21 protein-coding genes are annotated in these 24,738 nt (G+C 60.3%); 12 read left to right on the top strand and 9 right to left on the bottom strand.

Annotated elements, in window-relative coordinates; genetic code table 11:
* Window positions 1–176: 176 nt before the first annotated feature.
* Entirely contained in the window at window positions 177–1,802 is a 1,626-nt protein-coding gene (locus DKB71_RS04525) for an ABC transporter substrate-binding protein (RefSeq protein WP_212625801.1), read from the bottom strand.
* Between the two features lie 556 nt (window positions 1,803–2,358).
* Complete coding sequence (locus tag DKB71_RS04530) at window positions 2,359–3,075, bottom strand: SIMPL domain-containing protein (RefSeq protein WP_408599726.1); 717 nt, start codon at window positions 3,073–3,075, stop codon at window positions 2,359–2,361.
* 267 nt (window positions 3,076–3,342) lie between these two features.
* Between DKB71_RS04530 and DKB71_RS04535 the strand changes: the two genes are divergently transcribed.
* The 9 genes from DKB71_RS04535 (at window position 3,343) to DKB71_RS04575 (ending at window position 14,837) form a co-directional block, all read left to right on the top strand.
* On the top strand, window positions 3,343–4,605 hold the full coding sequence (locus tag DKB71_RS04535; protein ID WP_274074034.1) for an ATP-binding protein: 1,263 nt from the start codon (window positions 3,343–3,345) through the stop codon (window positions 4,603–4,605).
* Window positions 4,598–5,158: a response regulator transcription factor gene (locus DKB71_RS04540; RefSeq protein WP_008057484.1), complete on the top strand. Its 561-nt coding sequence runs from the start codon at window positions 4,598–4,600 to the stop codon at window positions 5,156–5,158. Before DKB71_RS04535 ends, DKB71_RS04540 begins: the two co-directional genes overlap by 8 nt.
* A 97-nt stretch (window positions 5,159–5,255) precedes the next feature.
* Window positions 5,256–6,983 (top strand): ABC transporter ATP-binding protein/permease, encoded by a 1,728-nt coding sequence (locus DKB71_RS04545; protein WP_323626033.1) that lies wholly within the window; start codon window positions 5,256–5,258, stop codon window positions 6,981–6,983.
* Between the two features lie 72 nt (window positions 6,984–7,055).
* Window positions 7,056–7,805 carry a FadR/GntR family transcriptional regulator gene (locus DKB71_RS04550; protein ID WP_274074032.1) on the top strand — a complete coding sequence of 250 codons (750 nt, stop codon included), beginning with the start codon at window positions 7,056–7,058 and terminating at the stop codon, window positions 7,803–7,805.
* 411 nt (window positions 7,806–8,216) lie between these two features.
* The gene (gene kdgD, locus DKB71_RS04555) at window positions 8,217–9,128 is read left to right on the top strand and encodes a 5-dehydro-4-deoxyglucarate dehydratase (RefSeq protein ID WP_020796617.1); all 912 of its coding nucleotides are present in this window, start codon (window positions 8,217–8,219) and stop codon (window positions 9,126–9,128) included.
* Window positions 9,129–9,189: 61 nt separating this feature from the next.
* Window positions 9,190–10,635 (top strand): aldehyde dehydrogenase family protein, encoded by a 1,446-nt coding sequence (locus tag DKB71_RS04560; protein ID WP_408599727.1) that lies wholly within the window; start codon window positions 9,190–9,192, stop codon window positions 10,633–10,635.
* A gap of 150 nt (window positions 10,636–10,785) precedes the next feature.
* Window positions 10,786–12,156 (top strand): MFS transporter, encoded by a 1,371-nt coding sequence (locus DKB71_RS04565; protein WP_274074030.1) that lies wholly within the window; start codon window positions 10,786–10,788, stop codon window positions 12,154–12,156.
* An 11-nt stretch (window positions 12,157–12,167) separates the two neighbouring features.
* On the top strand, window positions 12,168–13,721 hold the full coding sequence (garD, locus tag DKB71_RS04570; protein ID WP_408599728.1) for a galactarate dehydratase: 1,554 nt from the start codon (window positions 12,168–12,170) through the stop codon (window positions 13,719–13,721).
* 174 nt (window positions 13,722–13,895) lie between these two features.
* Window positions 13,896–14,837 carry an AEC family transporter gene (locus tag DKB71_RS04575; protein ID WP_274074028.1) on the top strand — a complete coding sequence of 314 codons (942 nt, stop codon included), beginning with the start codon at window positions 13,896–13,898 and terminating at the stop codon, window positions 14,835–14,837.
* On the opposite strand, the gene DKB71_RS04580 is transcribed toward DKB71_RS04575, so the two are convergent.
* From DKB71_RS04580 to gatC, 7 genes are all read right to left on the bottom strand, one after another.
* A complete protein-coding gene (locus DKB71_RS04580) occupies window positions 14,834–16,318 on the bottom strand; it encodes a PhoPQ-activated pathogenicity-related family protein (RefSeq protein ID WP_408599729.1) in 1,485 nt (494 codons plus the stop codon). The genes DKB71_RS04575 and DKB71_RS04580 overlap by 4 nt on opposite strands.
* A gap of 244 nt (window positions 16,319–16,562) precedes the next feature.
* Window positions 16,563–16,934, bottom strand: coding sequence for a carboxymuconolactone decarboxylase family protein (locus tag DKB71_RS04585; protein ID WP_274074026.1), 372 nt, complete (start codon window positions 16,932–16,934; stop codon window positions 16,563–16,565).
* Window positions 16,931–17,992 (bottom strand): calcium/sodium antiporter, encoded by a 1,062-nt coding sequence (locus DKB71_RS04590; RefSeq protein ID WP_323626029.1) that lies wholly within the window; start codon window positions 17,990–17,992, stop codon window positions 16,931–16,933. The genes DKB71_RS04585 and DKB71_RS04590 overlap by 4 nt, the downstream gene beginning before the upstream one ends.
* A gap of 50 nt (window positions 17,993–18,042) precedes the next feature.
* Window positions 18,043–18,414 (bottom strand): septal ring lytic transglycosylase RlpA family protein, encoded by a 372-nt coding sequence (locus DKB71_RS04595; protein WP_274074024.1) that lies wholly within the window; start codon window positions 18,412–18,414, stop codon window positions 18,043–18,045.
* Between the two features lie 122 nt (window positions 18,415–18,536).
* Entirely contained in the window at window positions 18,537–19,982 is a 1,446-nt protein-coding gene (gene gatB / locus DKB71_RS04600) for an Asp-tRNA(Asn)/Glu-tRNA(Gln) amidotransferase subunit GatB (protein ID WP_274074023.1), read from the bottom strand.
* Between the two features lie 10 nt (window positions 19,983–19,992).
* Window positions 19,993–21,444 (bottom strand): Asp-tRNA(Asn)/Glu-tRNA(Gln) amidotransferase subunit GatA, encoded by a 1,452-nt coding sequence (gatA, locus tag DKB71_RS04605; protein ID WP_408599730.1) that lies wholly within the window; start codon window positions 21,442–21,444, stop codon window positions 19,993–19,995.
* Window positions 21,445–21,460: 16 nt separating this feature from the next.
* Entirely contained in the window at window positions 21,461–21,748 is a 288-nt protein-coding gene (gatC, locus tag DKB71_RS04610; protein WP_003221657.1) for an Asp-tRNA(Asn)/Glu-tRNA(Gln) amidotransferase subunit GatC, read from the bottom strand.
* Between the two features lie 211 nt (window positions 21,749–21,959).
* Between gatC and mreB the strand changes: the two genes are divergently transcribed.
* The 3 genes from mreB (at window position 21,960) to mreD (ending at window position 24,727) form a co-directional block, all read left to right on the top strand.
* A complete protein-coding gene (gene mreB, locus DKB71_RS04615; RefSeq protein ID WP_002555108.1) occupies window positions 21,960–22,997 on the top strand; it encodes a rod shape-determining protein MreB in 1,038 nt (345 codons plus the stop codon).
* Window positions 22,998–23,138: 141 nt separating this feature from the next.
* Window positions 23,139–24,236 (top strand): rod shape-determining protein MreC, encoded by a 1,098-nt coding sequence (gene mreC, locus DKB71_RS04620; protein WP_274074138.1) that lies wholly within the window; start codon window positions 23,139–23,141, stop codon window positions 24,234–24,236.
* On the top strand, window positions 24,236–24,727 hold the full coding sequence (mreD, locus tag DKB71_RS04625; protein WP_274074021.1) for a rod shape-determining protein MreD: 492 nt from the start codon (window positions 24,236–24,238) through the stop codon (window positions 24,725–24,727). The genes mreC and mreD overlap by 1 nt, the downstream gene beginning before the upstream one ends.
* Window positions 24,728–24,738 lie beyond the last annotated feature (11 nt).

A 24,738-nucleotide genomic window follows, 5' to 3' on the forward strand; every position in this document is an offset into this window, starting at 1 on the left:
GACGGTATGAACCGTGGGTCCGGCAGTAAATACGAAGAGTCCTAAAGACTCGTAGGAAAAGGCGACGCGTCCTAATGCTCTGCTGTAGGCAGCAGACGATTTGGAGGTAGGCGGATTCCTGCTTTCTCGGTCGATAAAGTAACGGCGACGTCAAGAAACGTCGCCGTTACCGAACCTTATTTGCTGACGCTGACGCCGTAGAAGGAGTTCAAGCCAAACGGGCTGATCTTGAAGTCCTGCACATTGGCGCGCATGGGTTGGAACACCGTCGAGTGAGCGATAGGTGTCATTGGAACAGCATCTTTGAGGACGTGTTGCGCCTGTTTGTACAGCTCGGTGCGCTTGCCCTGGTCCGAAGTACGCTTGGCTTGTTTGACGATGTCGTCGAACTTCTTGTCGCACCACTTGGAGAAGTTGTTGCCTTCCAGCGAGTCGCAGCCGAACAGCACGTTCAGCCAGTTATCGGGATCACCATTGTCACCGCTCCAGCCAATCAGCATTGCCTGGTTCTCGCCACCTTTGGAGCGCTTGATGTACTCGCCCCACTCGTAGCTCTGGATCTTGACCTTGAGGCCGACCTTCGCCCAGTCGGACTGCAGCATTTCTGCCATCAGCTTGGCGTTCGGGTTGTATGGACGCTGGACCGGCATCGCCCACAGAACGATTTCGGTGCCTTCTTTCACACCGGCTTCCTTGAGCAGCTCCTTGGCTTTCTCAGGGTTGTACGGCGCATCCTTGATGGTGGTGTCGTAGGACCACTGGGTCGGCGGCATGGCGTTGACGGCCAGTTGGCCGGCGCCCTGGTACACGGAGTCGATGATCTGTTGCTTGTTGACGGCCATGTCCAGTGCCTGACGCACTTTCAGTTGGGCCAACGGGTTTGGCTCGTTGCTGCCCTTGACCTTGTCCATCACGTTGTAGGCGATGTAACCCAGGTTGAAACCAGCCTGGTCAGGCAGCTTCAGGGTCTTGTCTTCGCGCAGCGCTTTCAGGTCGGCTGGACGAGGGAACAGGGTGACCTGGCACTCGTTTTTCTTCAGCTTCTGGATGCGTACCGACGGGTCGGTGGTGATGGCGAAGATCAGGTTGTCGATCTTGACGTCGTCCGGCTTCCAGTAGTCCTTGTTCCCGGTGTAGCGGATGTTGGAGTCTTTCTGGTAGCTCTTGAACACGAACGGACCAGTGCCGACCGGCTTCTGGTTGATGTCAGCGGCCTTGCCTTCTTTGAGCAGCTGGGCGGCGTACTCGGCGGACTGGATCGAGGCGAAGCTCATGGCCATGTTCTGGATGAACGCAGCATCGACGTCTTTCAGGGTGAACTTGACGGTTTTGTCGTCGACTTTATCGATCTTGGTGATGTTGGTGTCCATCCCCATGTCGGTGAAGTACGGGAATTCGGTCGGGTACGCTTTGCGGAACGGGTCATCCTTGTTAATCATGCGATTGAAGGTGAACAGCACGTCGTCCGCGTTGAACTCACGAGTCGGCTTGAAATACGGGGTGGTGTGGAACTTGACGCCTTCGCGCAGGTGGAAGGTGTAGGTCAGGCCGTCATCGGAGACGTCCCAGCTGGTCGCCAGGCCAGGAATGACGGCGGTACCGCCGCGCTCGAACTGGGTCAGGCGGTTGAACATGGTTTCGGCAGAGGCGTCGAAGTCGGTTCCGGTGGTGTATTGACCTGGATCGAAACCGGCCGGGCTCCCTTCGGAGCAGAACACCAGGTTAGTCGCAGCTTGGGCGAACGGTGCGCTAGCTAGCAAGCTGGCACCTAATAAAAACGGAATGACCGCTTGTTTAAGCATGGTGGCCTCATGATTTGTTGTCATTTTTTGATTTTGAGGACGACCTCGTGAGTCGTGCCTGCGGATACTTATGCAGGGGCCATACCCAATGCAAGATCCAGAGCGACTACAGGCATTAAACAGTGGCACGAACGTACCTTAATGTCGCATTAGTATAAAACCTGGCGCATTTGAACGTTTGCGCGGTGTTTTTGTAGTGCAATTGGCGCACCTTTATGGTGCGTTAAAGCCTTGGGCTGCCCGTGGGTGGGGCGGGGTGTTACCTATTTATACCCAGTCCTTGAGGGGTGTGCGGGGGTGAATGGGAGTGGTTATCGTTGCACTGGTACTGGTCGCAGGTTGCGAGTTGTACAAGGTGCAACTTTTCATTCCAATTTGTACGACATCTCCGTAGGAGTTGCCGCAGGCTGCGATCTTTTCGGTCGCCGCTGAAATGTCTTTGAGAGCATAGAACAAGATCAAAAGATCGCAGCCTGCGGCAGCTCCTACAGGGTGAATTCGAAAAAAAACGGCGGTCACCTGAGTGATCGCCGTTTTTTTGTATTCAGTTATCGAATCAAGGCATCAGCACTTCAATCGAGCCATCGGCCGTCATGCTGACCTGGCTGGTGCCGGCTTCCACTTCCGGGGTCACCGGAGCGGCGTCCATGCTGGCTGCTTTCATCATCATCGGTGCGCGCATGTACGGTTGCGGGTAGCCATTGCTGTTGAAGTTCAGGTTGACGATTTTGTATCCCTTGCCGCCCAGGGCGTCAGTGGCGAGTTGGGCGCGGGCCTTGAAGGCCGTCACGGCCTCCTTCAGCAAGGCATCTTCGCTGGCCTTGCGGGTGGGGGGGGCGATGGCGAAATCCATGCCGCCCATTTTCAGGTCGCCGAGCAGTTCGCCGGTCAGCTTGGACAGGGCCGCGAAGTCCGGGCTTTCCAGACGCAGTTCGGCACGCTCGCGCCAGCCGGTGATTTTCTGGCCCTTGGCGTCGTAGATCGGGTAGCTGTTGCGGCTGCCCTGGCGCAGGGTGATGTCCTTCACTTGCTTGGCCTGGGCCAGGGCCTTGTTCATGGTGGTGCTGACGTCCGCGGCGAGTTTGGCCGGGTCGGTGTTCTGATCTTCGGTGTAGAGGGTCACGATCATCAGGTCGCGAGCCACTTCCTGGCTGACTTCGGCGCGCAGGGAAATCTGGTTGTAGTGAAGCTCGTCGGCGGCCATGGCCGGGAGGGCGGCGAGGGTGCCAGCACTCAGGGCGAGGAGGGCGGCGCTGCGGCGGAATGTGTGCATGAAGGCTCCTGGGTGGGTGCGCAGGTTGATGTGCGGGCCTGCGTGAAACCATCAGACTCTAGCTTTGATGATCCGGTTCGCGCACTTACAACTTTTATACAGACGATTGCAGGTGGCTGCTTCGCAGCCAATCGCGGGCAAGCCACGCTCCTGCAGGGGTATGCGTTTGAATGTGGGAGTGTGGCCGTTTGCCGCACTTTCGCCTGCCAGCCCCCGCGCTTGGTTATACTCCCGTCGATCCGCCTGGAGCGCTCATCAGGAGAGCTCATGCTCGCCCCCGTTCAAATCACTTCCGCCACACGCCAGAATCTCTGGCGGCTGACGTTCATCCGCACCCTGGTATTGGCCGCTCAAGCCGGTTCCGTGGGCCTGGCCTACTGGTTCGAGCTGCTGCCACTGCCCTGGTTCCAATTGGCCGCGACCCTCGGCTGCTCGATGTTGCTGTGTGCGTTCACGGCCATTCGGCTGCGCACCACCTGGCCGGTCACCGAGCTCGAATACGCGGTGCAACTGGCCTGCGACCTGTTTATCCACAGTGCGCTGCTGTATTTCTCGGGCGGCTCGACCAACCCGTTCGTTTCTTATTACCTGGTGCCGCTGACCATCGCGGCAGTGACCTTGCCATGGCGATATTCGGTGATTCTGTCGGGCATCGCCCTGACCATGTACACCTTGCTGCTGGCGCGCTTCTACCCGCTGCAAACCTTCCCGATTGCCCGGGAAAACCTGCAGGTGTACGGGATGTGGTTGAGCTTCGCGCTGGCGGCGGCAGTGATCACGTTCTTTGCCGCGCGCATGGCCGAAGAGCTGCGTCGCCAGGAAGAGCTGCGGGCCATTCGCCGGGAAGAAGGCCTGCGCGACCAGCAGCTGTTGGCCGTCGCCACCCAGGCGGCGGGCGCTGCCCATGAATTGGGCACGCCGCTGGCGACCATGAGCGTGTTGCTCAAGGAGATGCAACAGGATCATCCTGACCCGATGCTGCAGGATGACCTGAAAGTGCTGCAGGATCAGGTCAAATTGTGCAAAGAGACCTTGCAGCAGCTGGTTCGGGCGGCGGAGGCCAATCGCCGGCTGGCCGTGCAGATGCAGGACGTCACCGACTGGCTCGACGAAGCGCTCAATCGTTGGCACCTGATGCGTCCGGAAGCCAGTTATCGCTTCCAGCGCCTGGGCCAGGGCTCGGTGCCGCGCATGGCACCACCGCCGGACCTGACCCAGGCGTTGCTCAATTTACTCAACAACGCGGCGGATGCCTGTCCCGAAGGGCTGCAAGTGACCCTGGACTGGAATGCCGAAGACTTGACCATCAGCATCCGCGACCACGGTGCGGGCGTGCCGCTGGCCATCGCCGAGCAGATCGGCAAGCCATTTTTTACCACCAAGGGCAAAGGTTTCGGCCTGGGCCTGTTTTTGAGCAAGGCCAGCGTGACACGCGCCGGCGGCTCAGTGAAACTCTACAGTCATGAGGAAGGCGGCACGCTCACCGAGCTGCGCCTGCCCCATGGCGCCCGAGGAGACGAACATGAGTGACGAAATCCAAGTTGAAGGCGAAGAACTGCCGCATTTGCTGCTGGTCGACGACGACGCGACCTTTACCCGGGTGATGGCCCGCGCCATGGCCCGCCGTGGCTTTCGCGTCAGCACCGCCGGTTCCGCCGAAGAAGGGCTGACCATCGCCCAGGCCGATCTGCCGGACTATGCCGCGCTGGACCTGAAAATGGATGGCGACTCGGGCCTGGTGCTGCTGCCCAAGTTGCTGGAAATGGACCCGGAAATGCGCGTGGTGATCCTCACCGGTTATTCGAGCATCGCCACGGCCGTTGAGGCGATCAAGCGCGGCGCCTGCAACTACCTGTGCAAGCCGGCCGACGCCGACGACGTGCTGGCGGCGCTGCTGTCCGAACACGCCGACCTCGACAGCCTGGTGCCGGAAAACCCGATGTCCGTGGACCGCCTGCAGTGGGAACACATCCAGCGCGTGTTGACCGAGCACGAAGGCAACATCTCCGCCACCGCCCGCGCCCTGGGCATGCACCGCCGCACGCTGCAGCGCAAACTGCAGAAGCGTCCCGTTCGACGCTGAACCAACGCTGAACGAATGCGGGCCGCTCCTCGCGACAAACCGAACCGATCATCTATGATCGGTTCGTGCATGTATTTTTTCTTATCGAGCCTTATCCATGAATCAGAACGCTGAATATTCCGCGGTCAATGATGCTGTGCGCGGGCAGTTTTTTCGAAAAGTCTGGGCGATGATCACGCCTTACTGGCAGAGCGAAGAAAAGGTCAAGGCCTGGACATTGCTGATCGCCGTGATTGCGTTGTCGCTGATGAGCGTGGGCATCTCGGTGTGGTTCAACACCTGGTACAAGGATTTCTACAACGCCCTGCAGCAAAAGGACGAGGAAGCGTTCTGGCGGCTGATCCTGTATTTCTGCGCGATTGCGGCGGTGGCGATCGTCGGTGCGGTGTACCGGCTCTACCTGACGCAGATGCTGACGATTCGCTGGCGGGCCTGGCTCACCGAAAAGCATTTCGCCCGCTGGCTGGGCAACAAGAATTACTACCAGCTGGAGCAGGGCGGCTACACCGATAACCCGGACCAGCGCATTTCCGAAGACCTCAACAATTTCACCTCCGACACCTTGAGCCTGGGCGTTGGGCTGTTGCGCAATGTCGTCAGCCTGGTGTCGTTCTCGATCATCCTCTGGGGTGTGTCAGGGAGCATCGAGGTATTCGGGGTGACCATTCCCGGCTACATGTTCTGGTGCGTACTGGTCTACGCCGTGGTGGGTAGCTGGCTGACGCATTTGATCGGTCGCCGCCTGATCGGCCTGAACAACCGGCAACAACGCTTCGAAGCCGACCTGCGTTTCTCCATGGTGCGGATTCGCGAGAATGCCGAAAGCATTGCGCTGTACAACGGCGAGCCCAATGAGAACCGCCGCCTGACCCAGCGTTTCTCGATGGTCTGGCACAACTTCTGGGACATCATGAAGGTGTCCAAGCGCCTGACCTTCTTCACTTCCGGCTACGAGCAGGCCGCCATCATCTTCCCGTTCATGGTGGCCGCGCCGCGTTATCTCTCCGGCAAGATCGAACTGGGTGAGCTGATGCAGATCAGCTCGGCGTTTGGCAATGTCCAGGACAGCTTCAGCTGGTTCATCACCGCGTACCAGAGCCTCGCCTCATGGCGCGCCACCTGCGATCGTCTGCTCAGCTTCCGTCAGGCCATGACCGACAACGAGCAACGGGCGCCAGCCATTGACGTGCAGAACGCGGGCTCGGCCTTGAAGGTGCACAACCTCGGCCTCGACCTGGCCGACGGTCGCCACCTGTTGACCAGTGCCGACATGACTGTGGAGGAGGGCGAGCGCGTCATGCTCAGCGGCCGTTCCGGCAGCGGCAAGTCGACCTTGCTGCGGGCGATGGGGCACCTGTGGCCAGCGGGGCATGGCAGTATCCGGCTGCCGGCGGCGCGCTATCTGTTCCTGCCGCAAAAGCCTTACTTGCCGATTGGCACGCTGCGCGAAGCGCTGAGTTATCCACAGGCCGGCGATACCTACCCCAACGAGCGCTACGTGCACGTTCTGGAAACGTGCCGTTTGCCGCATCTGGTGGCGCGACTCGACGAAGCCAATCACTGGCAACGCATGCTGTCGCCGGGCGAGCAGCAACGCCTGGCCTTCGCCCGTGCACTGCTTTATGCACCGCAATGGCTGTACATGGACGAAGCGACTTCGGCGATGGATGAAGAAGACGAGGCGTCGCTGTACCAGGCACTGATCGATGAGTTGCCGGGCCTGAGTATCGTCAGCGTCGGCCATCGCAGCAGCCTCAAGCGTTTCCACCCACGGCACGTTCGTATCGAGAACGGGCATTTGGTGGACCAGACCGTGACCGCCTGATGGGTGATCGTACAACCGCGTTGCGCTATGATGCGGTTTCAGCAGCCGAATTTTTCGAGACAGATGTTCACCATGGAAAACCCGAACGCCGCACCACGCCTCCCTCGCAAGCGCCGCAGCCTCGCTCAGGAACTGGTGACGGTGCTGTCCGAGCAGATCCGCGACGGTCACCTCAAGCGTGGCGACAAGTTGCCCACCGAGTCGGCGATCATGGATGCCCATGGCGTCAGCCGCACCGTGGTGCGTGAAGCGATTTCCCGTTTGCAGGCGGCCGGGCAGGTGGAAACCCGTCACGGCATCGGCACCTTCGTGCTCGACACCCCGAGCCCGAGCGGTTTTCGCATCGACCCGGCGACTGTGGTCACCCTGCGTGACGTGCTGGCGATTCTGGAACTGCGCATCAGCCTTGAAGTGGAATCCGCCGGCCTCGCCGCGCAACGCCGCAGCCCCGAGCAGTTGGCGCTGATGCGCGCGGCACTGGATGCGCTGAACGAAAGTGTTTCCCACGCCAGCGATGCCGTGGCTTCGGACTTCCAGTTCCACCTGCAGATTGCCCTGGCAACCGGCAACCGCTACTTCACCGACATCATGACCCACCTGGGTACCAGCATCATTCCGCGTACCCGCCTGAACTCCGCGCGCCTGGCCCATGACGATCAGCAGCACTACATGAATCGCCTGAGCCGCGAGCACGAAGAGATCTACGACGCCATCGCCCGCCAGGACTCCGACGCGGCGCGCGCCGCCATGCGCCTGCACCTGACCAACAGCCGCGAGCGGCTGCGTCATGCCCATGAAGAGGCTGAGGCGCAGCGGGGTTAAAATTTCCTGGCGTAATTATTTATTGCCTGGCAGATAGCCTTCGCGAGCAAGCCCGCTCCCACAATTGATTTCGGATGCTCACAAGATTTGTGCTCGCAGACAATCCAATGTGGGAGCGGGCTTGCTCGCGAAATAGCCAGCGGCCATTTCACACACCTTTCAGCAAGCCCACAAACATCTCCTCCGACAACCTATCTCCAAAAACGCCGGATAGTAGCATCCCTCATTTCTCGTCCATTTTGCTGAAAAGCCCATATCAGTAGTCTTGGGAGACTTTTGTCGAACAATTTTCACCCCCGGCGATGAAATGCAGTTGACGGTTATTTTTTAAGTTGTACGATGACCTACAACTTCGGCGCAGGCTGAACGGTTTTCTCACACACAAACGTCGCTACCCAGGGTGTTCGAATAATGAATCCACAAGAACTGAAGTCCATCCTCTCTTCCGGTCTGCTGTCTTTCCCGGTCACCGATTTCAATGCCCAGGGCGATTTCAACCGCGCTGGCTATATCAAGCGTCTGGAATGGCTGGCCCCATACGGCGCCTCGGCTCTGTTCGCCGCAGGCGGCACCGGTGAGTTCTTCTCCCTGGCGGCCAGCGAATATTCGGAAATCATCAAGACTGCCGTCGACACCTGCGCCACCAGCGTGCCAATCCTCGCCGGCGTCGGCGGTTCGACCCGCCAGGCTATCGAGTACGCACAGGAAGCCGAGCGTCTTGGCGCCAAAGGCCTGTTGCTGCTGCCGCACTACCTGACCGAAGCGAGCCAGGACGGCGTCGCCGCCCACGTTGAGGCCGTGTGCAAGTCGGTCAACATCGGCGTGGTGGTCTACAACCGTAACGTCTGCCGCCTGAACGCGCCCCTGCTGGAACGTCTGGCCGAGCGCTGCCCGAACCTGATCGGCTACAAGGATGGCCTGGGTGATATCGAGTTGATGGTGTCGATCCGTCGCCGCCTCGGTGATCGCTTCAGCTACCTGGGTGGCCTGCCGACCGCCGAAGTCTATGCTGCGGCCTACAAGGCGCTGGGCGTGCCGGTCTACTCCTCGGCGGTGTTCAACTTCATCCCGAAAACCGCGATGGATTTCTACCACGCGATCGCTCGCGAAGATCACGCCACCGTCGGCAAGATCATCGATGACTTCTTCCTGCCGTACCTGGACATCCGTAACCGCAAGGCCGGTTACGCAGTGAGCATTGTCAAGGCCGGGGCAAAAATTGCCGGTTACGACGCAGGTCCTGTGCGTGCGCCGCTGACCGACCTGACCGGCGAAGAGTACGAAATGCTCGCCGCGCTGATCGACAAGCAGGGTGCGCAGTAATACATCCGATTTAGTAAGGCCGCTGAGCGATCAGCGGCCTTTTGCGTGAGGAGATCTTAAAGTGGCAGATGCAAAGCGTTTCGATAACTACATCAATGGCGAATGGGTTGCCGGTGGCGATTACTCGGCCAACATCAACCCGTCCGAACTGACCGATGCCATCGGCGATTACGCCAAGGCTGACCTGGCCCAGGTCAACGCCGCCATCGACGCTGCCCGTGCCGCGTTCCCGGCATGGTCCACGTCCGGTATCCAGGCGCGTCACGACTCGCTGGATAAAGTCGGCACTGAAATCCTCGCCCGTCGCGAAGAGCTCGGCACCCTGCTGGCCCGGGAAGAGGGCAAGACCCTGCCCGAAGCCATCGGCGAAGTGACCCGCGCCGGTAACATTTTCAAGTTCTTCGCCGGTGAATGCCTGCGCCTGTCCGGCGACTACCTGCCGTCAGTGCGTCCTGGCGTCAACGTGGAAGTCACCCGCGAAGCCCTCGGCGTGGTCGGTCTGATCACCCCGTGGAACTTCCCGATTGCCATCCCGGCGTGGAAAATCGCCCCGGCCCTGGCCTATGGTAACTGCGTGGTACTCAAGCCTGCCGACCTGGTGCCGGGTTGTGCCTGGGCCCTGGCTGAAATCATCTCCCGTGCGGGCTTCCCGGCCGGTGTGTTCAACCTGGTGATGGGCAGCGGTCGTGTGGTTGGCGATGCACTGGTGCACAGCCCTAAAGTCGATGGCATCAGCTTCACCGGTTCCGTGGGCGTCGGTCGGCAGATCGCCGTCAGCTGCGTGTCGCGCCAGGCCAAAGTACAGCTGGAAATGGGCGGCAAGAACCCGCAGATCATTCTCGACGACGCCGACCTCAAGCAAGCGGTCGAGCTGTCGGTGCAGAGCGCGTTCTACTCCACCGGCCAGCGTTGCACGGCATCGAGCCGCTTTATCGTCACCGCCGGGATCCACGACCAGTTCGTCGAAGCCATGGCCGAGCGCATGAAGTCGATCAAGGTCGGCCACGCGTTGAAAGCCGGCACCGACATCGGTCCAGTGGTGTCGCAAGCGCAGCTGGAACAGGACATGAAGTACATCGACATCGGCCAGTCCGAAGGTGCGCGCCTGGTCAGCGGCGGTGGTCTGGTGACCTGCGACACCGAGGGCTACTTCCTCGCGCCAACGCTGTTTGCCGACAGTGAAGCGTCGATGCGCATCAGCCGCGAAGAGATCTTCGGCCCGGTGGCCAACATCGTTCGCGTGGCCGATTACGAAGCCGCACTGGCCATGGCCAACAACACCGAATTCGGCTTGTCCGCGGGCATCGCCACGACTTCGTTGAAATACGCCAACCACTTCAAGCGCCACTCCCAGGCCGGGATGGTGATGGTCAACCTGCCGACCGCCGGCGTGGATTACCACGTTCCGTTCGGTGGTCGTAAAGGTTCATCCTATGGATCACGTGAGCAAGGTCGCTATGCGCAAGAGTTCTACACGGTCGTAAAAACGTCCTACGTCGGCTCCTGATACACCGCAATACCCCTGTAGGAGCTGCCGCAGGCTGCGATCTTTGCTTTTAAAGATCAAAAGATCGCAGCCTCGTTTCACTCGTCAGCTCCTACAGGGAGCAACCAAAGATTCACCCCGCATAAAAATAATCAGTGGGAGTACATCTACATGCAATCGACCAAGAAGCCGACTCACGTCCGCTATCTGATCCTGCTCATGCTGTTTCTGGTGACCACGATCAACTACGCCGACCGCGCCACCATCGCCATCGCCGGCTCCAGCCTGCAGAAAGACCTCGGCATCGACGCAGTCACCCTCGGCTACATCTTCTCCGCATTCGGTTGGGCCTACGTGGCCGGGCAAATTCCCGGTGGCTGGCTGCTGGACCGTTTCGGTTCGAAAAAAATCTATGCCTTGAGCATCTTCACCTGGTCGCTGTTCACCGTGTTGCAGGGCTATGTCGGCGAGTTCGGCATGTCCACGGCGGTGGTCGCGCTGTTCATGCTGCGCTTCCTGGTGGGCCTGGCCGAAGCGCCATCCTTCCCCGGCAACGCACGCATCGTCGCGGCCTGGTTCCCGACGGCTGAACGCGGCACCGCTTCGGCAATCTTCAACTCGGCGCAATACTTCGCCACCGTGTTGTTCGCACCACTGATGGGCTGGATCGTCTACAGCTTCGGCTGGCAGCACGTGTTCATCGTCATGGGCGTGATCGGCATCATCTTTTCGGGCATCTGGCTGAAAGTGATCTACAGCCCACGCCAGCACCCGATGATCAATGACGCCGAGTTCAAGCACATCGCCGACAACGGCGGCATGGTCGACATGGACCAGGACAAGGGCAAAGGCAAGAAGACTGACGGCCCGAAGTGGGACTACATCCGCCAACTGCTGACCAACCGCATGATGCTCGGCGTGTACCTGGGCCAATACTGCATCAACGGCATCACTTACTTTTTCCTGACCTGGTTCCCGGTGTACCTGGTGCAGGAGCGCGGCATGACCATCCTCAAGGCTGGTTTCATCGCCTCGTTGCCGGCGATCTGCGGCTTCATCGGCGGTGTGCTCGGCGGGGTGATTTCCGACTACCTGCTGCGCAAGGGCCATTCCCTGACCTTCGCCCGCAAGGCGCCGATCATCGCCGGCCTGCTGGTGTCCAGCAGCATCGTCGCCTGCAACTACGTGGACGTTGAATGGATGGTCGTGGGCTTCATGGCCCTGGCGTTCTTCGGCAAAGGCGTGGGTGCATTGGGTTGGGCCGTGGTGTCCGATACTTCACCGAAGCAGATCGCCGGTTTGAGCGGTGGCCTGTTCAACACCTTCGGTAACCTGGCCTCGATCACCACGCCAATCGTCATCGGTTACATCATCAGCTCCACCGGTTCGTTCAAGTGGGCGTTGGTGTTTGTCGGTTGCAACGCACTGGTCGCGGTGTTCAGCTATCTGGTCATCGTCGGTCCGATCAAGCGAGTGGTGCTCAAGGAGCCGCCGGTAAACGGTCCTGAAGCATCCGGTAAATTGTCTCAAGCGCATTCCTGAGGAGCGGCGTCATGCAGTTGATTGAACATTCCGACTCGCCGCGTTACATCCGCCTGCACGAGCGGGACAACGTGGTGATCGTGGTCAATGACCAGGGTGTACCGGTCGGTACCGAGTTCCCGGATGGCCTGGTCACCGTGGACTTCGTGCCACAGAGCCACAAGGTCACCCTTGAAGACATTCCCGAGGGTGGCCAGGTGATTCGCTACGGCCAGGTCATCGGCTACGCCCTGCGGCCGATTCCCCGTGGCAGTTGGGTCAAGGAAGATCAACTGCGCATGCCGACCGCGCCGCCGCTGGACAGCCTGCCGCTGTCCACCGAAGTGCCGGCCGCGCAGGCACCGCTGGAAGGTTATACGTTCGAGGGTTATCGCAACGCCGACGGTACGGTCGGCACGCGCAACATCCTGGGTATCACCACCACGGTGCAGTGCGTAACGGGTGTGCTGGATCATGCGGTCAAGCGCATCAAGGACGAACTGCTGCCCAAGTACCCGCACGTCGATGAGGTGGTGGCGCTGACCCACAGCTACGGCTGCGGTGTGGCAATCACCGCCACCGACGCGTACATCCCGATCCGCACCGTGCGCAACCTGGCGCGCAACCCGAACCTGGGTGGCGAAGCCCTGGTGATCAGCCTGGGCTGCGAGAAATTGCAGGCCGGGCAGGTGATGCACGAGGACGATGCCTCGGTGGACTTGAGTGAGCCGTGGCTGTATCGCCTGCAGGATTCCAGCCACGGTTTTACCGAGATGATCGAGCAGATCATGGAACTGGCTGAAATCCGCCTGAAGAAACTCGACCAGCGCCGCCGGGAAACCGTGCCGGCGTCGGAGCTGATCCTCGGCATGCAGTGTGGCGGCAGTGATGCGTTTTCCGGGATCACCGCCAACCCGGCCCTGGGTTATGCCTCGGACCTGTTGCTGCGTGCCGGTGCGACGGTGATGTTCTCCGAAGTGACCGAAGTGCGCGACGCGATCTACCTGCTGACCTCCCGCGCGAAAACCGAGGACGTCGCGCAGGAACTGGTGCGGGAAATGGATTGGTACGACCGTTATCTGGCCAAGGGTGAGGCGGACCGCAGCGCCAACACCACGCCGGGTAACAAGAAGGGCGGGTTGTCGAACATCGTCGAGAAGTCCCTGGGCTCGATCGTCAAGTCCGGCAGCAGCGCTATCACGGGTGTTCTCGGCCCTGGCGAGCGGTTCAAGGAAAAAGGCCTGATTTTCTGCGCGACCCCGGCCAGTGACTTTGTCTGCGGTACGTTGCAACTGGCGGCGGGGATGAACCTGCATGTGTTCACCACGGGGCGCGGTACGCCTTATGGACTGGCCATGGCACCGGTGGTGAAAGTGTCGACCCGGACGGAACTGGCGCAGCGCTGGCCGGACCTGATCGACATCGACGCCGGGCGCATTGCCACCGGGCGCGCGTCCATTGAGGAGCTTGGCTGGGAGTTGTTCCACTACTACCTGGATGTGGCCAGCGGCAAACAGCAGACCTGGGCTGAAAAGCACAAGCTGCATAACGACATCACCTTGTTCAACCCGGCGCCGATCACGTAACACCGCGTTGTCTGCTTCGCGAGCAAGCCCGCTCCCACATTCGACCGCGTTCTGCCAGAAGGAATGCGATCAAATGTGGGAGCGGGCTTGCTCGCGAAGGCGTTCTCCCAGACGCCAACGTCCCTGGTGGCTTATCATTAGCCAACTAACGACACCATCTAGGTTCCCACCGGCATGCTGGCAATTTTCCTCGAAACCCTGAACATCACCGCACCGGTGTTCGCCATGCTGTTTCTCGGGGTGTTGCTCAAGCGCATCGACTGGATCAACGACAACTTCATCCATACCGCCTCGTCCCTGGTGTTCAACGTCACCATGCCGGCGCTGCTGTTCCTGGGCATCCTGCATGCCGATTTGCATGCCGCGTTGCAACCGGCACTGCTGATCTACTTCTCCCTCGCCACCTTGGTGTGCTTCGCCATTGCCTGGGGCTGGGCGATCTTCAGGTGCCCGCGCGAAGACCGGGGAATTTATACCCAGGGTGCGTTTCGCGGTAATAACGGCGTGATCGGCCTGGCACTGGCCGCGAGCATGTATGGCGACTACGGGATTTCCCTGGGGGCGATCCTGGCGGCGCTGGTGATCCTGTTCTACAACACGCTGTCGACCATCGTGCTGGCGGTGTACAGCCCGGTGATCAAGTCCGACCCGTGGAGCATCTGCAAAAGCGTGATGGTCAATCCGCTGATCATCAGCGTGATTACGGCGGCGCCCTTTGCCTATTTCAAGATCAGCCTGCCGGGCTGGCTGGAGACGTCCGGCCAGTACCTGGCACAAACCACCTTGCCGCTGGCGTTGATCTGCATTGGCGGCACGCTGTCGCTGGCGGCCATGCGCAAAAGCGGCTCGATGGCGCTCAGTTCTAGCCTGGTGAAAATGCTCGGCCTGCCGATCCTGGCGACGCTCGGCGCGTGGCTCTGGGGTTTTCGTGGTGCGGAGCTGGGCATTCTGTTCCTGTACTTCGGCAGCCCGACCGCCGCCGCCAGTTTTGTCATGGCCCGGGCTGCCAATGGCAATCATGAACTGGCGGCGGCGATCATCGTGATCACCACGCTGATGGCGGCGGTGACCACCAACATCGGGATCTTTTTGTTGCAGTGGGGTGGGTGGATCTAGCGGCTGGCCATCTCGGGCAGGGTTTTGCACAGTGGCCCGGTCTCTGGAGGTGCTGCGGTCGGGTAGCGATCAGGCAGGACCTGTACCGGTGTGGTGACGACAAAACCATCGGCGAAGGTCGCCTCGACAAATGTTGCTGTCCAGCCCTGTTCGGGTGTTTCTATCTGTACCTGTGCATGCAATGGGGTGGAAGGGGTGACATGCCGTGGCTGATAACGAATTCCGCAAGCATCCCGGAAGTCTCGCGCCATCGGGTTCACGGCCGTCCATTGAGTGACCTGAACCGGCGCCTCGGTAAAGTGCAGCGAAACGGCTTTGCCCGTTCCATGGGTTGTTGCGCTTGTCGTCACGGAGGGTAACGGGCGATCTTGCTGCCACCGGTTGACCACAGGAATCAGTGAGCTTTCAACGAATTGCCGGATGCCGTTGTGGCTGGAATTGGGGGCAACCCGCAGGCTCTTCGGCCCAGGCAGTCGATCGAAATAGATATCCGAATTGTCAGGGGTGAAAAAGTCGTCACTGCTGGCGTTGACGATGTATTTCGCAATGGCCAATCGCTCGGCATAGGCACTGTCCAGATAAGCCAGGGGGTCGACGATTTTCAGCAGTTTCTCGAAGTTTTCGGTGTGGCGCAGACGGAGCACCCCTTCGCTGTAATAGTCATAGAAGGCCAGCGGCCAGTTTTTGCCATAGGTTTGAAAGGTATGTTCGAACACTTTGGCTGTGCCGAGTCCATCAATGACAAATGGCACGACGGCGTTGACGCGCTCATCGGCAATAGCGGCCAGCCAGGCTGCCCAGGCGCGTTTCGACACCCCACTGGCAATAAATCGTTCAACGTTCCATGGCTTCAGTTCTTTCTGGGCAAGGTCCATCGCCTTGACCAGGGACGCCATCATCGGTACATGAGCCGACATGTAGGGGCGCGTTTCAGGACTTTCGAGAAATAATTTCCAACTATGGGCCACGCTTGAGTCTTCTGTGCGGGGAACTCCGTCATCGGCGTAAGTGAGATATTGATTGGGGATGTTGCTGAGCGAGATGACGATTGTATTGGTTTGGCGTGCAACTTCCAGGGCCATGGCTTGAGTGAAATCTGTAGGTTCAGATTTAGCCTTGTTACCGGCAGGTATGTTGGTTCCGTTGTTCGCCACCAGTAGTGCCTGTCCATGAAGGGCATTGTGTGGGATATAAATGTCGACACTATGTTTCCATTGTTCCGGGCTGACCAGTCCTTCAGGCGACCACTGTTGAGATGACAGATCAAAGCTGCGCTTCTCTACGCCAGGAAAGACCTGGGTACCTTTTGCTACGTAGAGTAATGGTTTGGAGGCTTCCTGATTTTTATAGCAGTTCAGTATTTCGCTGAAGTCGTTGGGGGGAGAGCATTTGTCGACCAGCGTTTCGGCTTGTGCCGTGAAGCTTGCCAGGCCTAGGGTTATTAACATGTTTGGTAGAATGACACGAAGAGTGGATCGCATTGGACTAGTCTCGCTTGTTTCAATTTATTTTATGATTGTTATCGCGGGATTTTTTTGCGACGGTAAAAATATTGTCTTCGTGTCATCGTTATTGGAAGTTATTTTGTGGGTGTTGTTTTTCTGGATATATGTAATGGAAAGTGACTTATATAAGTAGGCTTGGAGTTCTGGCGGTCGAATGCATTCGACGGGACGGCGAAATCAATCACCATCCCCTCGAACGAAGTTTTAACAGGTAGGGGGGTTACTGATATTGCTCGATCACTTCCTGCGCCGCGCGAAACGCATCGATGGCCGCCGGCACGCCGGCGTACACCGCACAATGCAGCAGTGCCTCGCGAATCTCCTCCACGGTGCAGCCGTTGTTCAGCGCGCCGCGCACATGACCTTTCAATTCCTGCGGGCACTTCAGCGCAGTCAACGCGGCCAGGGTGATCAGGCTGCGGGTTTTCAACGGCAGGCCTTCGCGATTCCACACCCCGCCCCAGGCATGTTCGTTGACGAAGTCCTGCAGCGGCTGGGTGAACTCGGTGGCGTTGCCCAGTGCGCGGTCGACGAAGCTGTCGCCCATCACTTGGCGACGTACTTCGACGCCGGATTTTTTATTCTCGGTCATGGCAATTCCCTCTTGTGGTGTTGGCGACGCCAGGCGCGCAGTGACGTGAACAACAGGAACGCCAACAGTGCCGGCAGGACAAAAAACAGCATCAGGTGTTCAAGCTTGCCAGCCAGCGGCATGCCGGTGGTGAACGACACCACGTGCAGGCCGTAGGCCAGGTACAGGCCCAGAAACAGCAGGCCTTCGGCGCGGGTCACCCGGTAACCGGAATAGAATACCGGCAGGCACAACGCCGCGACGCCGAGCATCACCGGCAGATCGAATTCCAGCGCATTAGGCGATACCGACAAGGGCGACGGCGCGATCAGCGCCGTCAAGCCAAGCACGCCCAGGAGGTTGAACAGATTGCTGCCGATCACGTTGCCCACGGCAATTTCCCGTTCACCGCGCAAGGCGGCGATCAGGGAAGTGGCCAGCTCCGGGAGTGAGGTGCCGACGGCGACGATGGTCAGGCCGATGATCCGCTCCGACAACCCCAGGTCGGTGGCGACCGCGACCGCCGCCCCCAGCAGCAGATGCCCGGCGTACACCAGCATCGCCAGGCCGGCGACGATCATCAGCAGGCTGGTGAACCATGGCGCTTCCCCTGTATGGCCATGAGTCGACACCGGGCGCACCGAATGTCGCGACTGGCGCAGCAACAAGGCCAGGTACAGCAGCAGTGCCACCAGCAGCATGACGCCGTCGGTACGGGTCAGCTCTTCATTCCACGCCAGGAAGAACACCAGCAGGCTGGCGCCGATCATCAGCGGGATGTCCAGGCGCACCAGTTGCCGGGAAACCCGCAACGGTATGATCAGGGCGGAGAGCCCGAGGGTCACGAGGATGTTGAAGATGCTGCTGCCGATCACGCTGCCGACGGCAATGTCGGCGTTATGTGCCAGGGTGGCTTGCAGGCTGACCGCCATCTGCGGTGCGCTGCTGCCAAGGGCGACGATGGTCAGGCCGATGATCAGCGGGCGTACATGCAGGCGTGCCGCCAGGCGCACCGCAGCGCGCACCATCAGTTCGGCGCCGGCAATCAGCAGCACCAGCCCGCTGAGCAATTCGATCACGCTGATCAGGGGTAAATCGGCTAGTCCGAAAATGGTCGGGGCTCCGTCGGTCAGTCGAGGGCTTGCACGCGAACCCGCGCGGTGCCGCTCTTGAGCATGCCCAGGCGCTCGGCGGCTTCATGGGACAGGTCGATCAGGCGGCCACGGGTATGCGGGCCACGGTCGTTGATGCGTACCACGCAGGATCTGTCGTTGTTCAGGTTGGTGACCTTCACCCGTGTACCGAAGGGTAGCTGGCGATGGGCGGCGGTCAGGGAATTCTTGTTGAAGCGCTCGCCACTGGCGGTGCGTTTGCCTTGGTGTTTGGCGCCGTAGTAAGAGGCAACGCCGGTTTTGTCGTAGCCGTGGGGGTCGACAACATCGTTGCTGGCGCAACCGGCCAGGAGCGAGAGGAGGGCGCAGGCGCCGAGTAGACGCTTCATAGAAGGGTTTCCCGAAACAATTGTAGGAGCGAGCTTGCTCGCGATTGGCATTCTGACAATCAACTTTGTGTTGAGTGCCGGACCGCCTTCGCGAGCAAGCTCGCTCCTACGCTCCATTCCGATCAGCCTTCGAGCTTGCTTTTCAGCAATTCGTTGACCTGTTGCGGGTTGGCCTTGCCTTTGGAGGCTTTCATGGCCTGGCCGACGAAGAAGCCGAACATCTTGCCGCGCTTGGCTTCGTCTGCCGCGCGGTATTGCTCGACCTGCTCGGCGTTGGCCGCGAGCATTTCGTCCAGCACCGCCGAAATGGCGCCGGTGTCGGTCACTTGCTTCAAGCCGCGCTTGTCGATGATCTCGTCCGCGCTGCCTTCGCCGTTGGCCATGGCTTCGAATACCACCTTGGCGATCTTGCCGGAGATGGTGTTGTCCTTGATGCGCTGCAACATGCCGCCCAGTTGCTCGGCGGAAACCGGCGACTGATCGATGTCCAGGCCTTGCTTGTTGAGCAGGCTGCCCAACTCGACCATTACCCAGTTCGCTGCCAGCTTGGCGTCGCCGCCAATGCTCGCGACCTTCTCGAAGTAGTCGGCCTGCTCGCGGCTGGTGGCCAGCACGCTGGCGTCGTACACCGACAGGCCGAACTGCTCCTGGAAACGCTCGCGTTTCTGCGGTGGCAATTCCGGCAGGGTGGCGCGCACGTCATCGAGGAAGGTGTTTTCGATCACGACTGGCAGCAGGTCTGGATCGGGGAAGTAACGGTAGTCGTTGGCTTCCTCTTTGCTGCGCATCGGACGGGTCTCGTCCTTGTTCGGGTCGTATAGCCGAGTCTGCTGGATCACCTTGCCGCCGTCTTCGATCAGCTCGATCTGGCGTTGGATCTCGCTGTTGATCGCCTTCTCGATGAAACGGAACGAGTTGACGTTCTTGATCTCGCAGCGCGTACCGAACTCGACCTGGCCTTTCGGACGGATCGACACGTTGCAGTCGCAACGCAGCGAGCCTTCGGCCATGTTGCCGTCGCAGATGCCCAGGTAGCGCACCAGCGCGTGGATCGCCTTGACGTAGGCCACGGCTTCCTTGGCGCTGCGCATGTCCGGCTCGGAAACGATTTCCAGCAGCGGAGTGCCGGCACGGTTCAGGTCGATGCCGCTGGCGCCGCTGAATTCTTCGTGCAGGCTCTTGCCGGCGTCTTCTTCCAGGTGCGCGCGGGTGATGCCGACGCGTTTGACCGTGCCGTCCTCAAGGGCGATGTCCAGGTGGCCCTTGCCGACGATCGGCAGTTCCATCTGGCTGATCTGGTAGCCCTTGGGCAGGTCAGGGTAGAAGTAGTTTTTACGGGCGAACACGTTGTGCTGGCCGATCTCGGCGTCAATCGCCAGACCGAACATCACCGCCATGCGCACCGCTTCCTGGTTCAACACCGGCAACACGCCGGGCATGCCCAGGTCGATCAGGCTGGCCTGGGTGTTCGGCTCGGAACCGAAGGTGGTGGAACTACCGGAAAAGATTTTCGACCGGGTGGTGAGCTGGGTATGAATCTCCAGCCCGATCACGACTTCCCATTGCATGTGTGTCTCCTCAGAAGCCGGTTGGGGTGCGGGTGTGCCAGTCAGTGTGTAACTGATACTGGTGGGCAACGTTCAACAGGCGACCTTCCTGGAAATACGGAGCGAGCAGCTGCACGCCGACCGGCAGGCCGTCGACAAAACCGGCCGGCATCGACAGGCCTGGCAGGCCGGCGAGGTTGGCGGTGATGGTGTAGACGTCTTCCAGGTAGGCAGCGACCGGGTCGCTGTTCTTGGCGCCGAGCTTCCAGGCCGGGTTCGGCGTGGTTGGGCCGAGGATGATGTCGACCTCGTTGAAGGCGGCCATGAAGTCGTTCTTGATCAGGCGACGGATCTTCTGCGCCTTCAGGTAGTAGGCGTCGTAGTAACCGGCGGACAGCGCATAGGCACCGACCATGATCCGGCGCTGCACTTCCGGGCCGAAGCCTTCGCCACGGGAGCGCTTGTACAGGTCGATCAGGTTGACCGGGTTTTCGCAGCGGTAGCCGAAACGCACGCCGTCGAAACGCGACAGGTTGGACGAGGCTTCCGCCGGGGCGATCACGTAGTACGCCGGGATCGCGTGCTGCATGTTCGGCAGGCTGATTTCCTTGACCACGGCACCGAGCTTTTCCAGCTCCTTGACGCTGTTGTGGATCAGCTCGGCGATGCGCGGGTCGAGACCGGCGCTGAAATACTCTTTAGGCACGCCGATGCGCAGGCCTTGCAGCGAACCGTTGAGGCTGGCGCTGTAGTCCGGCACGGGCTCGTCGATGCTGGTGGAGTCGTTCGGATCGAAGCCGGCCATACCTTGCAACAATATTGCGCAGTCTTCGGCCGTGCGCGCCAACGGACCGCCCTGATCGAGGCTGGAGGCGTAAGCGATCATGCCCCAGCGCGAAACACGACCGTACGTCGGTTTCAGGCCCGTCAGGTTGGTCAGCGCAGCGGGCTGACGAATGGAGCCACCGGTGTCGGTACCGGTAGCGGCAGGCAACAGACGAGCGGCCACCGCAGCGGCCGAGCCACCGGACGAACCGCCGGGCACGTGTTCCAGGTTCCACGGGTTTTTCACCGCGCCGTAGTAGCTCGACTCGTTGGCCGAACCCATGGCGAATTCGTCCATGTTGGTCTTGCCCAGGGTCACGGCCCCGGCAGCGGCCAGCTTGGCGACAACGGTCGCGTCATAGGGGGCCTTGAAGTTGTCGAGCATCTTCGAGCCACAGCTGGTGCGGATGCCCTGGGTGCAGAACAGGTCCTTGTGGGCGATCGGCGCGCCGAGCAGGGCGCCGCTCTCACCGTTGGCCCGGCGTGCGTCAGCGGCTTTCGCCTGCGTGAGCGCCAGGTCTTCGGTGAGGCTGATGAAACTGTTGAGCTGCGGGTCGAGCTGGGCGATGCGCGCCAGCAGGACTTTGGTCAGCTCTTCGGAGGAAAACTTTTTATCGGCGAGTCCGCGGGCGATCTCGGCCAGAGTCAATTGATGCATTGCAGGCTCTTTCCCTTTAGTCGATGACTTTCGGAACCAGGTACAGGCCGTTTTCGACCGCTGGTGCGATGGACTGGTAGGCCTCGCGGTGATTGGTCTCGGTCACGACGTCCGCACGCAGGCGCTGGCTGGCTTCCAGAGGGTGGGCCAGCGGTTCGATACCGTCGGTATCGACTGCCTGCATTTCGTCGACCAGCCCGAGAATGCTGTTGAGGGCCGAAGTGATGTGTGGAAGATCGGCATCATTGAGGCCCAGACAGGCCAGATGAGCGATTTTTTCCACGTCGGAGCGTTCAAGCGCCATTGGGATTCTCCAGTGGAAAACAAAACGGACGGCGTCCGTGTGTTAGATTGTCGGAACACTACCGCACTTCTACGGTCATATGGCCGCGATTGTGGGGTTTGGTGCACATAAAAGCGGTCAATTTAACATATTGGCGCCTTGCCCAAAATCCCTGTCGTTGTTAGAGTTTGCCGCACTTTTTTACCCACGCGTTGCCTAGGGTCCCTTTCCCATGTTCAAGAAACTGCGTGGCATGTTTTCCAGCGATCTTTCCATTGACCTGGGCACTGCCAACACCCTTATTTACGTGCGTGAGCGCGGTATCGTCCTGAATGAGCCATCGGTTGTGGCCATTCGGACGCACGGTAACCAGAAAAGTGTCGTTGCTGTCGGCACCGAAGCGAAGCGCATGTTGGGCCGTACGCCGGGCAACATTGCTGCCATTCGTCCGATGAAAGACGGCGTGATCGCCGACTTCAGCGTCTGCGAAAAGATGCTGCAGTACTTTATCAACAAGGTTCATGAAAACAGCTTCCTGCAGCCCAGCCCTCGTGTGTTGATCTGCGTTCCGTGCAAATCCACCCAGGTTGAGCGTCGTGCCATCCGTGAATCGGCACTCGGTGCCGGTGCCCGTGAAGTATTCCTGATCGAAGAGCCGATGGCTGCCGCGATCGGTGCCGGCCTGCCGGTTGAAGAAGCCCGCGGTTCGATGGTCGTGGATATCGGTGGTGGTACCACCGAAATCGCGCTGATCTCCCTGAACGGTGTGGTGTATGCCGAATCCGTACGGGTTGGCGGCGACCGCTTCGACGAAGCGATCATCACCTACGTGCGCCGCAACTACGGCAGCCTGATCGGTGAATCGACGGCCGAGCGCATCAAGCAGGAAATCGGTACCGCCTACCCGGGCGGCGAAGTTCGCGAAGTCGACGTTCGTGGCCGCAACCTGGCCGAAGGCGTTCCACGGGCATTCACCCTGAACTCCAACGAAGTGCTGGAAGCTCTGCAAGAGTCCCTGGCCACCATCGTTCAGGCAGTGAAGAGTGCGCTGGAGCAATCGCCGCCGGAACTGGCTTCCGATATCGCCGAGCGTGGCCTGGTGCTGACCGGTGGTGGCGCGCTGCTGCGTGACCTCGACAAGCTGCTGGCCCAGGAAACCGGTCTGCCGGTGATCGTTGCCGAAGATCCGCTGACCTGTGTTGCTCGCGGCGGTGGCCGTGCATTGGAAATGATGGATAAACACACCATGGACCTGCTCTCCAGCGAATAAATGCCGGATCGCCTCTATGCTGTTGAGCGCGCAGGCGGCACTTTGCAGTGCTGCCTGTTCGCGTTTATCTTCTGTCGTCTGCATCCAGGCCGGTTTGATGCCGTATGAATAAAGAGAACATTTGCCTGGGAGGAGCGGCTTATTAAACCGCTTTTCACCAAGGGTCCCTCACTGGGCGTGCGCTTGTTGGTGCTGGTCGTGCTGTCGGTCGCGCTGATGGTGGTCGATGCCCGCTTCACACTGTTCAAACCAGTGCGTAGCCAGATGTCGCTGGTGCTGATGCAGTCTTACTGGATCACCGACCTGCCGCAGCGGCTATGGCAGGGTGTGGCCAGCCAGTTTGGCAGTCGCACCGAGCTCGTCGCCGAAAACGAAAAACTCAAGAGCGAAAACCTGCTGTTGCAGGGGCGCATGCAAAAGCTTGCCTCCCTCACCGAGCAGAACGTTCGGCTGCGCGAGTTGCTCAACTCTTCGGCACTGGTCAACGAAAAGGTCGAAGTGGCCGAACTGATCGGCATGGACCCCAACCCGTTCACCCATCGCATCATCATCAACAAGGGTGAGCGCGACGGCGTGGTGCTCGGTCAGCCGGTACTCGATGCCCGTGGCCTGATGGGCCAGGTGGTCGAGTTGATGCCCTACACGTCCCGGGTCCTGCTGCTGACCGATTCCACCCACAGTATTCCGGTGCAGGTCAACCGCAACGGCCTGCGCGCCATTGCCAGCGGCACTGGCAACCCGGAGCGCCTGGAACTGCGTCATGTGGCCGATACCGCAGATATCAAGGAAGGCGACCTGCTGGTCAGTTCCGGCCTCGGCCAGCGCTTTCCGGCCGGTTATCCGGTGGCGACAGTGAAGGAAGTGATCCACGATTCCGGCCAGCCGTTCGCCATCGTTCGCGCCGTACCGACTGCCGCCTTGAACCGCAGCCGTTACCTGCTGCTGGTGTTCAGCGACACCCGCACCGCCGAAGAGCGCGCCAACGACGCTGCCCAGGCCCAGGAAAGCCTGGATGCGCAGGGTGGTGGGCCGATCATTCCGGCGACGGTGCCGAGGCCGGCGATTGTTCCGGCGGCTGTTGCCGCTCCCGCTGCTCCAGCCGCCCCGACTGCTGCCACCACCCCGGCCAAGCCTGCCGCGACTGCACCCGCCAAGCCACCGGCGGCGCAACCCGCCGCCGCCAAGCCTGCGGCCAAACCGCCTGTCTCCGCGCCGGCTACCACCAGGGGACGAGAATAATGGTTGGTGTTACAGCTTCCCGAAACGGCTGGATCGTCTGGCTGACATTCGCCATCGGCATGTTGCTCAGCGTATCGCCGCTGCCGCAATTCATGGAGATCCTGCGACCCCTGTGGCTGGCCTTGCTGCTGGCGTTCTGGGCGCTGGCGCTGCCGCAGAAAGTCGGGATGGTCACCGCGTGGTGCCTGGGCCTGGCGGAGGATGTGCTGTACGGCACGCTGCTGGGCCAGAATGCGTTGATCCTGACGCTCATCACCTACCTGGTGCTGGCGCTGCAACAACGCCTGCGCATGTTCCCGATGTGGCAACAGAGCCTGGTGATCCTGGTGATCTTCGGCCTGGCCCAGCTGGTACAGCTCTGGCTCAGCGCCCTGACCGGCAACCGTCAACCGACCCTGGCGCTGGTATTGCCGGCACTGGTCAGCGCGTTGCTCTGGCCCTGGATCAGCTTCGGTTTGCGCGGATTGCGTCGACGCTACAAAATCAATTAATTCGCCTCGGC

This window comes from Pseudomonas sp. PLMAX (genome assembly GCF_046042685.1).
In the GTDB taxonomy this organism is placed as follows: Bacteria; Pseudomonadota; Gammaproteobacteria; order Pseudomonadales; family Pseudomonadaceae; genus Aquipseudomonas; species Aquipseudomonas putida_AE.

Excerpts from the sequence above, each read along its gene's own strand:
- DKB71_RS04525 (WP_212625801.1), bottom strand. The coding sequence starts at position 1,802 with ATGCTTAAACAAGCGGTCATTCCGTTTTTATTAGGTGCCAGCTTGCTA.
- DKB71_RS04530 (WP_408599726.1), bottom strand. The coding sequence starts at position 3,075 with ATGCACACATTCCGCCGCAGCGCCGCCCTCCTCGCCCTGAGTGCTGGC.
- DKB71_RS04535 (WP_274074034.1), top strand. The coding sequence starts at position 3,343 with ATGCTCGCCCCCGTTCAAATCACTTCCGCCACACGCCAGAATCTCTGG.
- DKB71_RS04540 (WP_008057484.1), top strand. The coding sequence starts at position 4,598 with ATGAGTGACGAAATCCAAGTTGAAGGCGAAGAACTGCCGCATTTGCTG.
- DKB71_RS04545 (WP_323626033.1), top strand. The coding sequence starts at position 5,256 with ATGAATCAGAACGCTGAATATTCCGCGGTCAATGATGCTGTGCGCGGG.
- DKB71_RS04550 (WP_274074032.1), top strand. The coding sequence starts at position 7,056 with ATGGAAAACCCGAACGCCGCACCACGCCTCCCTCGCAAGCGCCGCAGC.
- kdgD (WP_020796617.1), top strand. The coding sequence starts at position 8,217 with ATGAATCCACAAGAACTGAAGTCCATCCTCTCTTCCGGTCTGCTGTCT.
- DKB71_RS04565 (WP_274074030.1), top strand. The coding sequence starts at position 10,786 with ATGCAATCGACCAAGAAGCCGACTCACGTCCGCTATCTGATCCTGCTC.
- garD (WP_408599728.1), top strand. The coding sequence starts at position 12,168 with ATGCAGTTGATTGAACATTCCGACTCGCCGCGTTACATCCGCCTGCAC.
- DKB71_RS04575 (WP_274074028.1), top strand. The coding sequence starts at position 13,896 with ATGCTGGCAATTTTCCTCGAAACCCTGAACATCACCGCACCGGTGTTC.
- DKB71_RS04580 (WP_408599729.1), bottom strand. The coding sequence starts at position 16,318 with ATGCGATCCACTCTTCGTGTCATTCTACCAAACATGTTAATAACCCTA.
- DKB71_RS04585 (WP_274074026.1), bottom strand. The coding sequence starts at position 16,934 with ATGACCGAGAATAAAAAATCCGGCGTCGAAGTACGTCGCCAAGTGATG.
- DKB71_RS04595 (WP_274074024.1), bottom strand. The coding sequence starts at position 18,414 with ATGAAGCGTCTACTCGGCGCCTGCGCCCTCCTCTCGCTCCTGGCCGGT.
- gatB (WP_274074023.1), bottom strand. The coding sequence starts at position 19,982 with ATGCAATGGGAAGTCGTGATCGGGCTGGAGATTCATACCCAGCTCACC.
- gatA (WP_408599730.1), bottom strand. The coding sequence starts at position 21,444 with ATGCATCAATTGACTCTGGCCGAGATCGCCCGCGGACTCGCCGATAAA.
- gatC (WP_003221657.1), bottom strand. The coding sequence starts at position 21,748 with ATGGCGCTTGAACGCTCCGACGTGGAAAAAATCGCTCATCTGGCCTGT.
- mreB (WP_002555108.1), top strand. The coding sequence starts at position 21,960 with ATGTTCAAGAAACTGCGTGGCATGTTTTCCAGCGATCTTTCCATTGAC.
- mreD (WP_274074021.1), top strand. The coding sequence starts at position 24,236 with ATGGTTGGTGTTACAGCTTCCCGAAACGGCTGGATCGTCTGGCTGACA.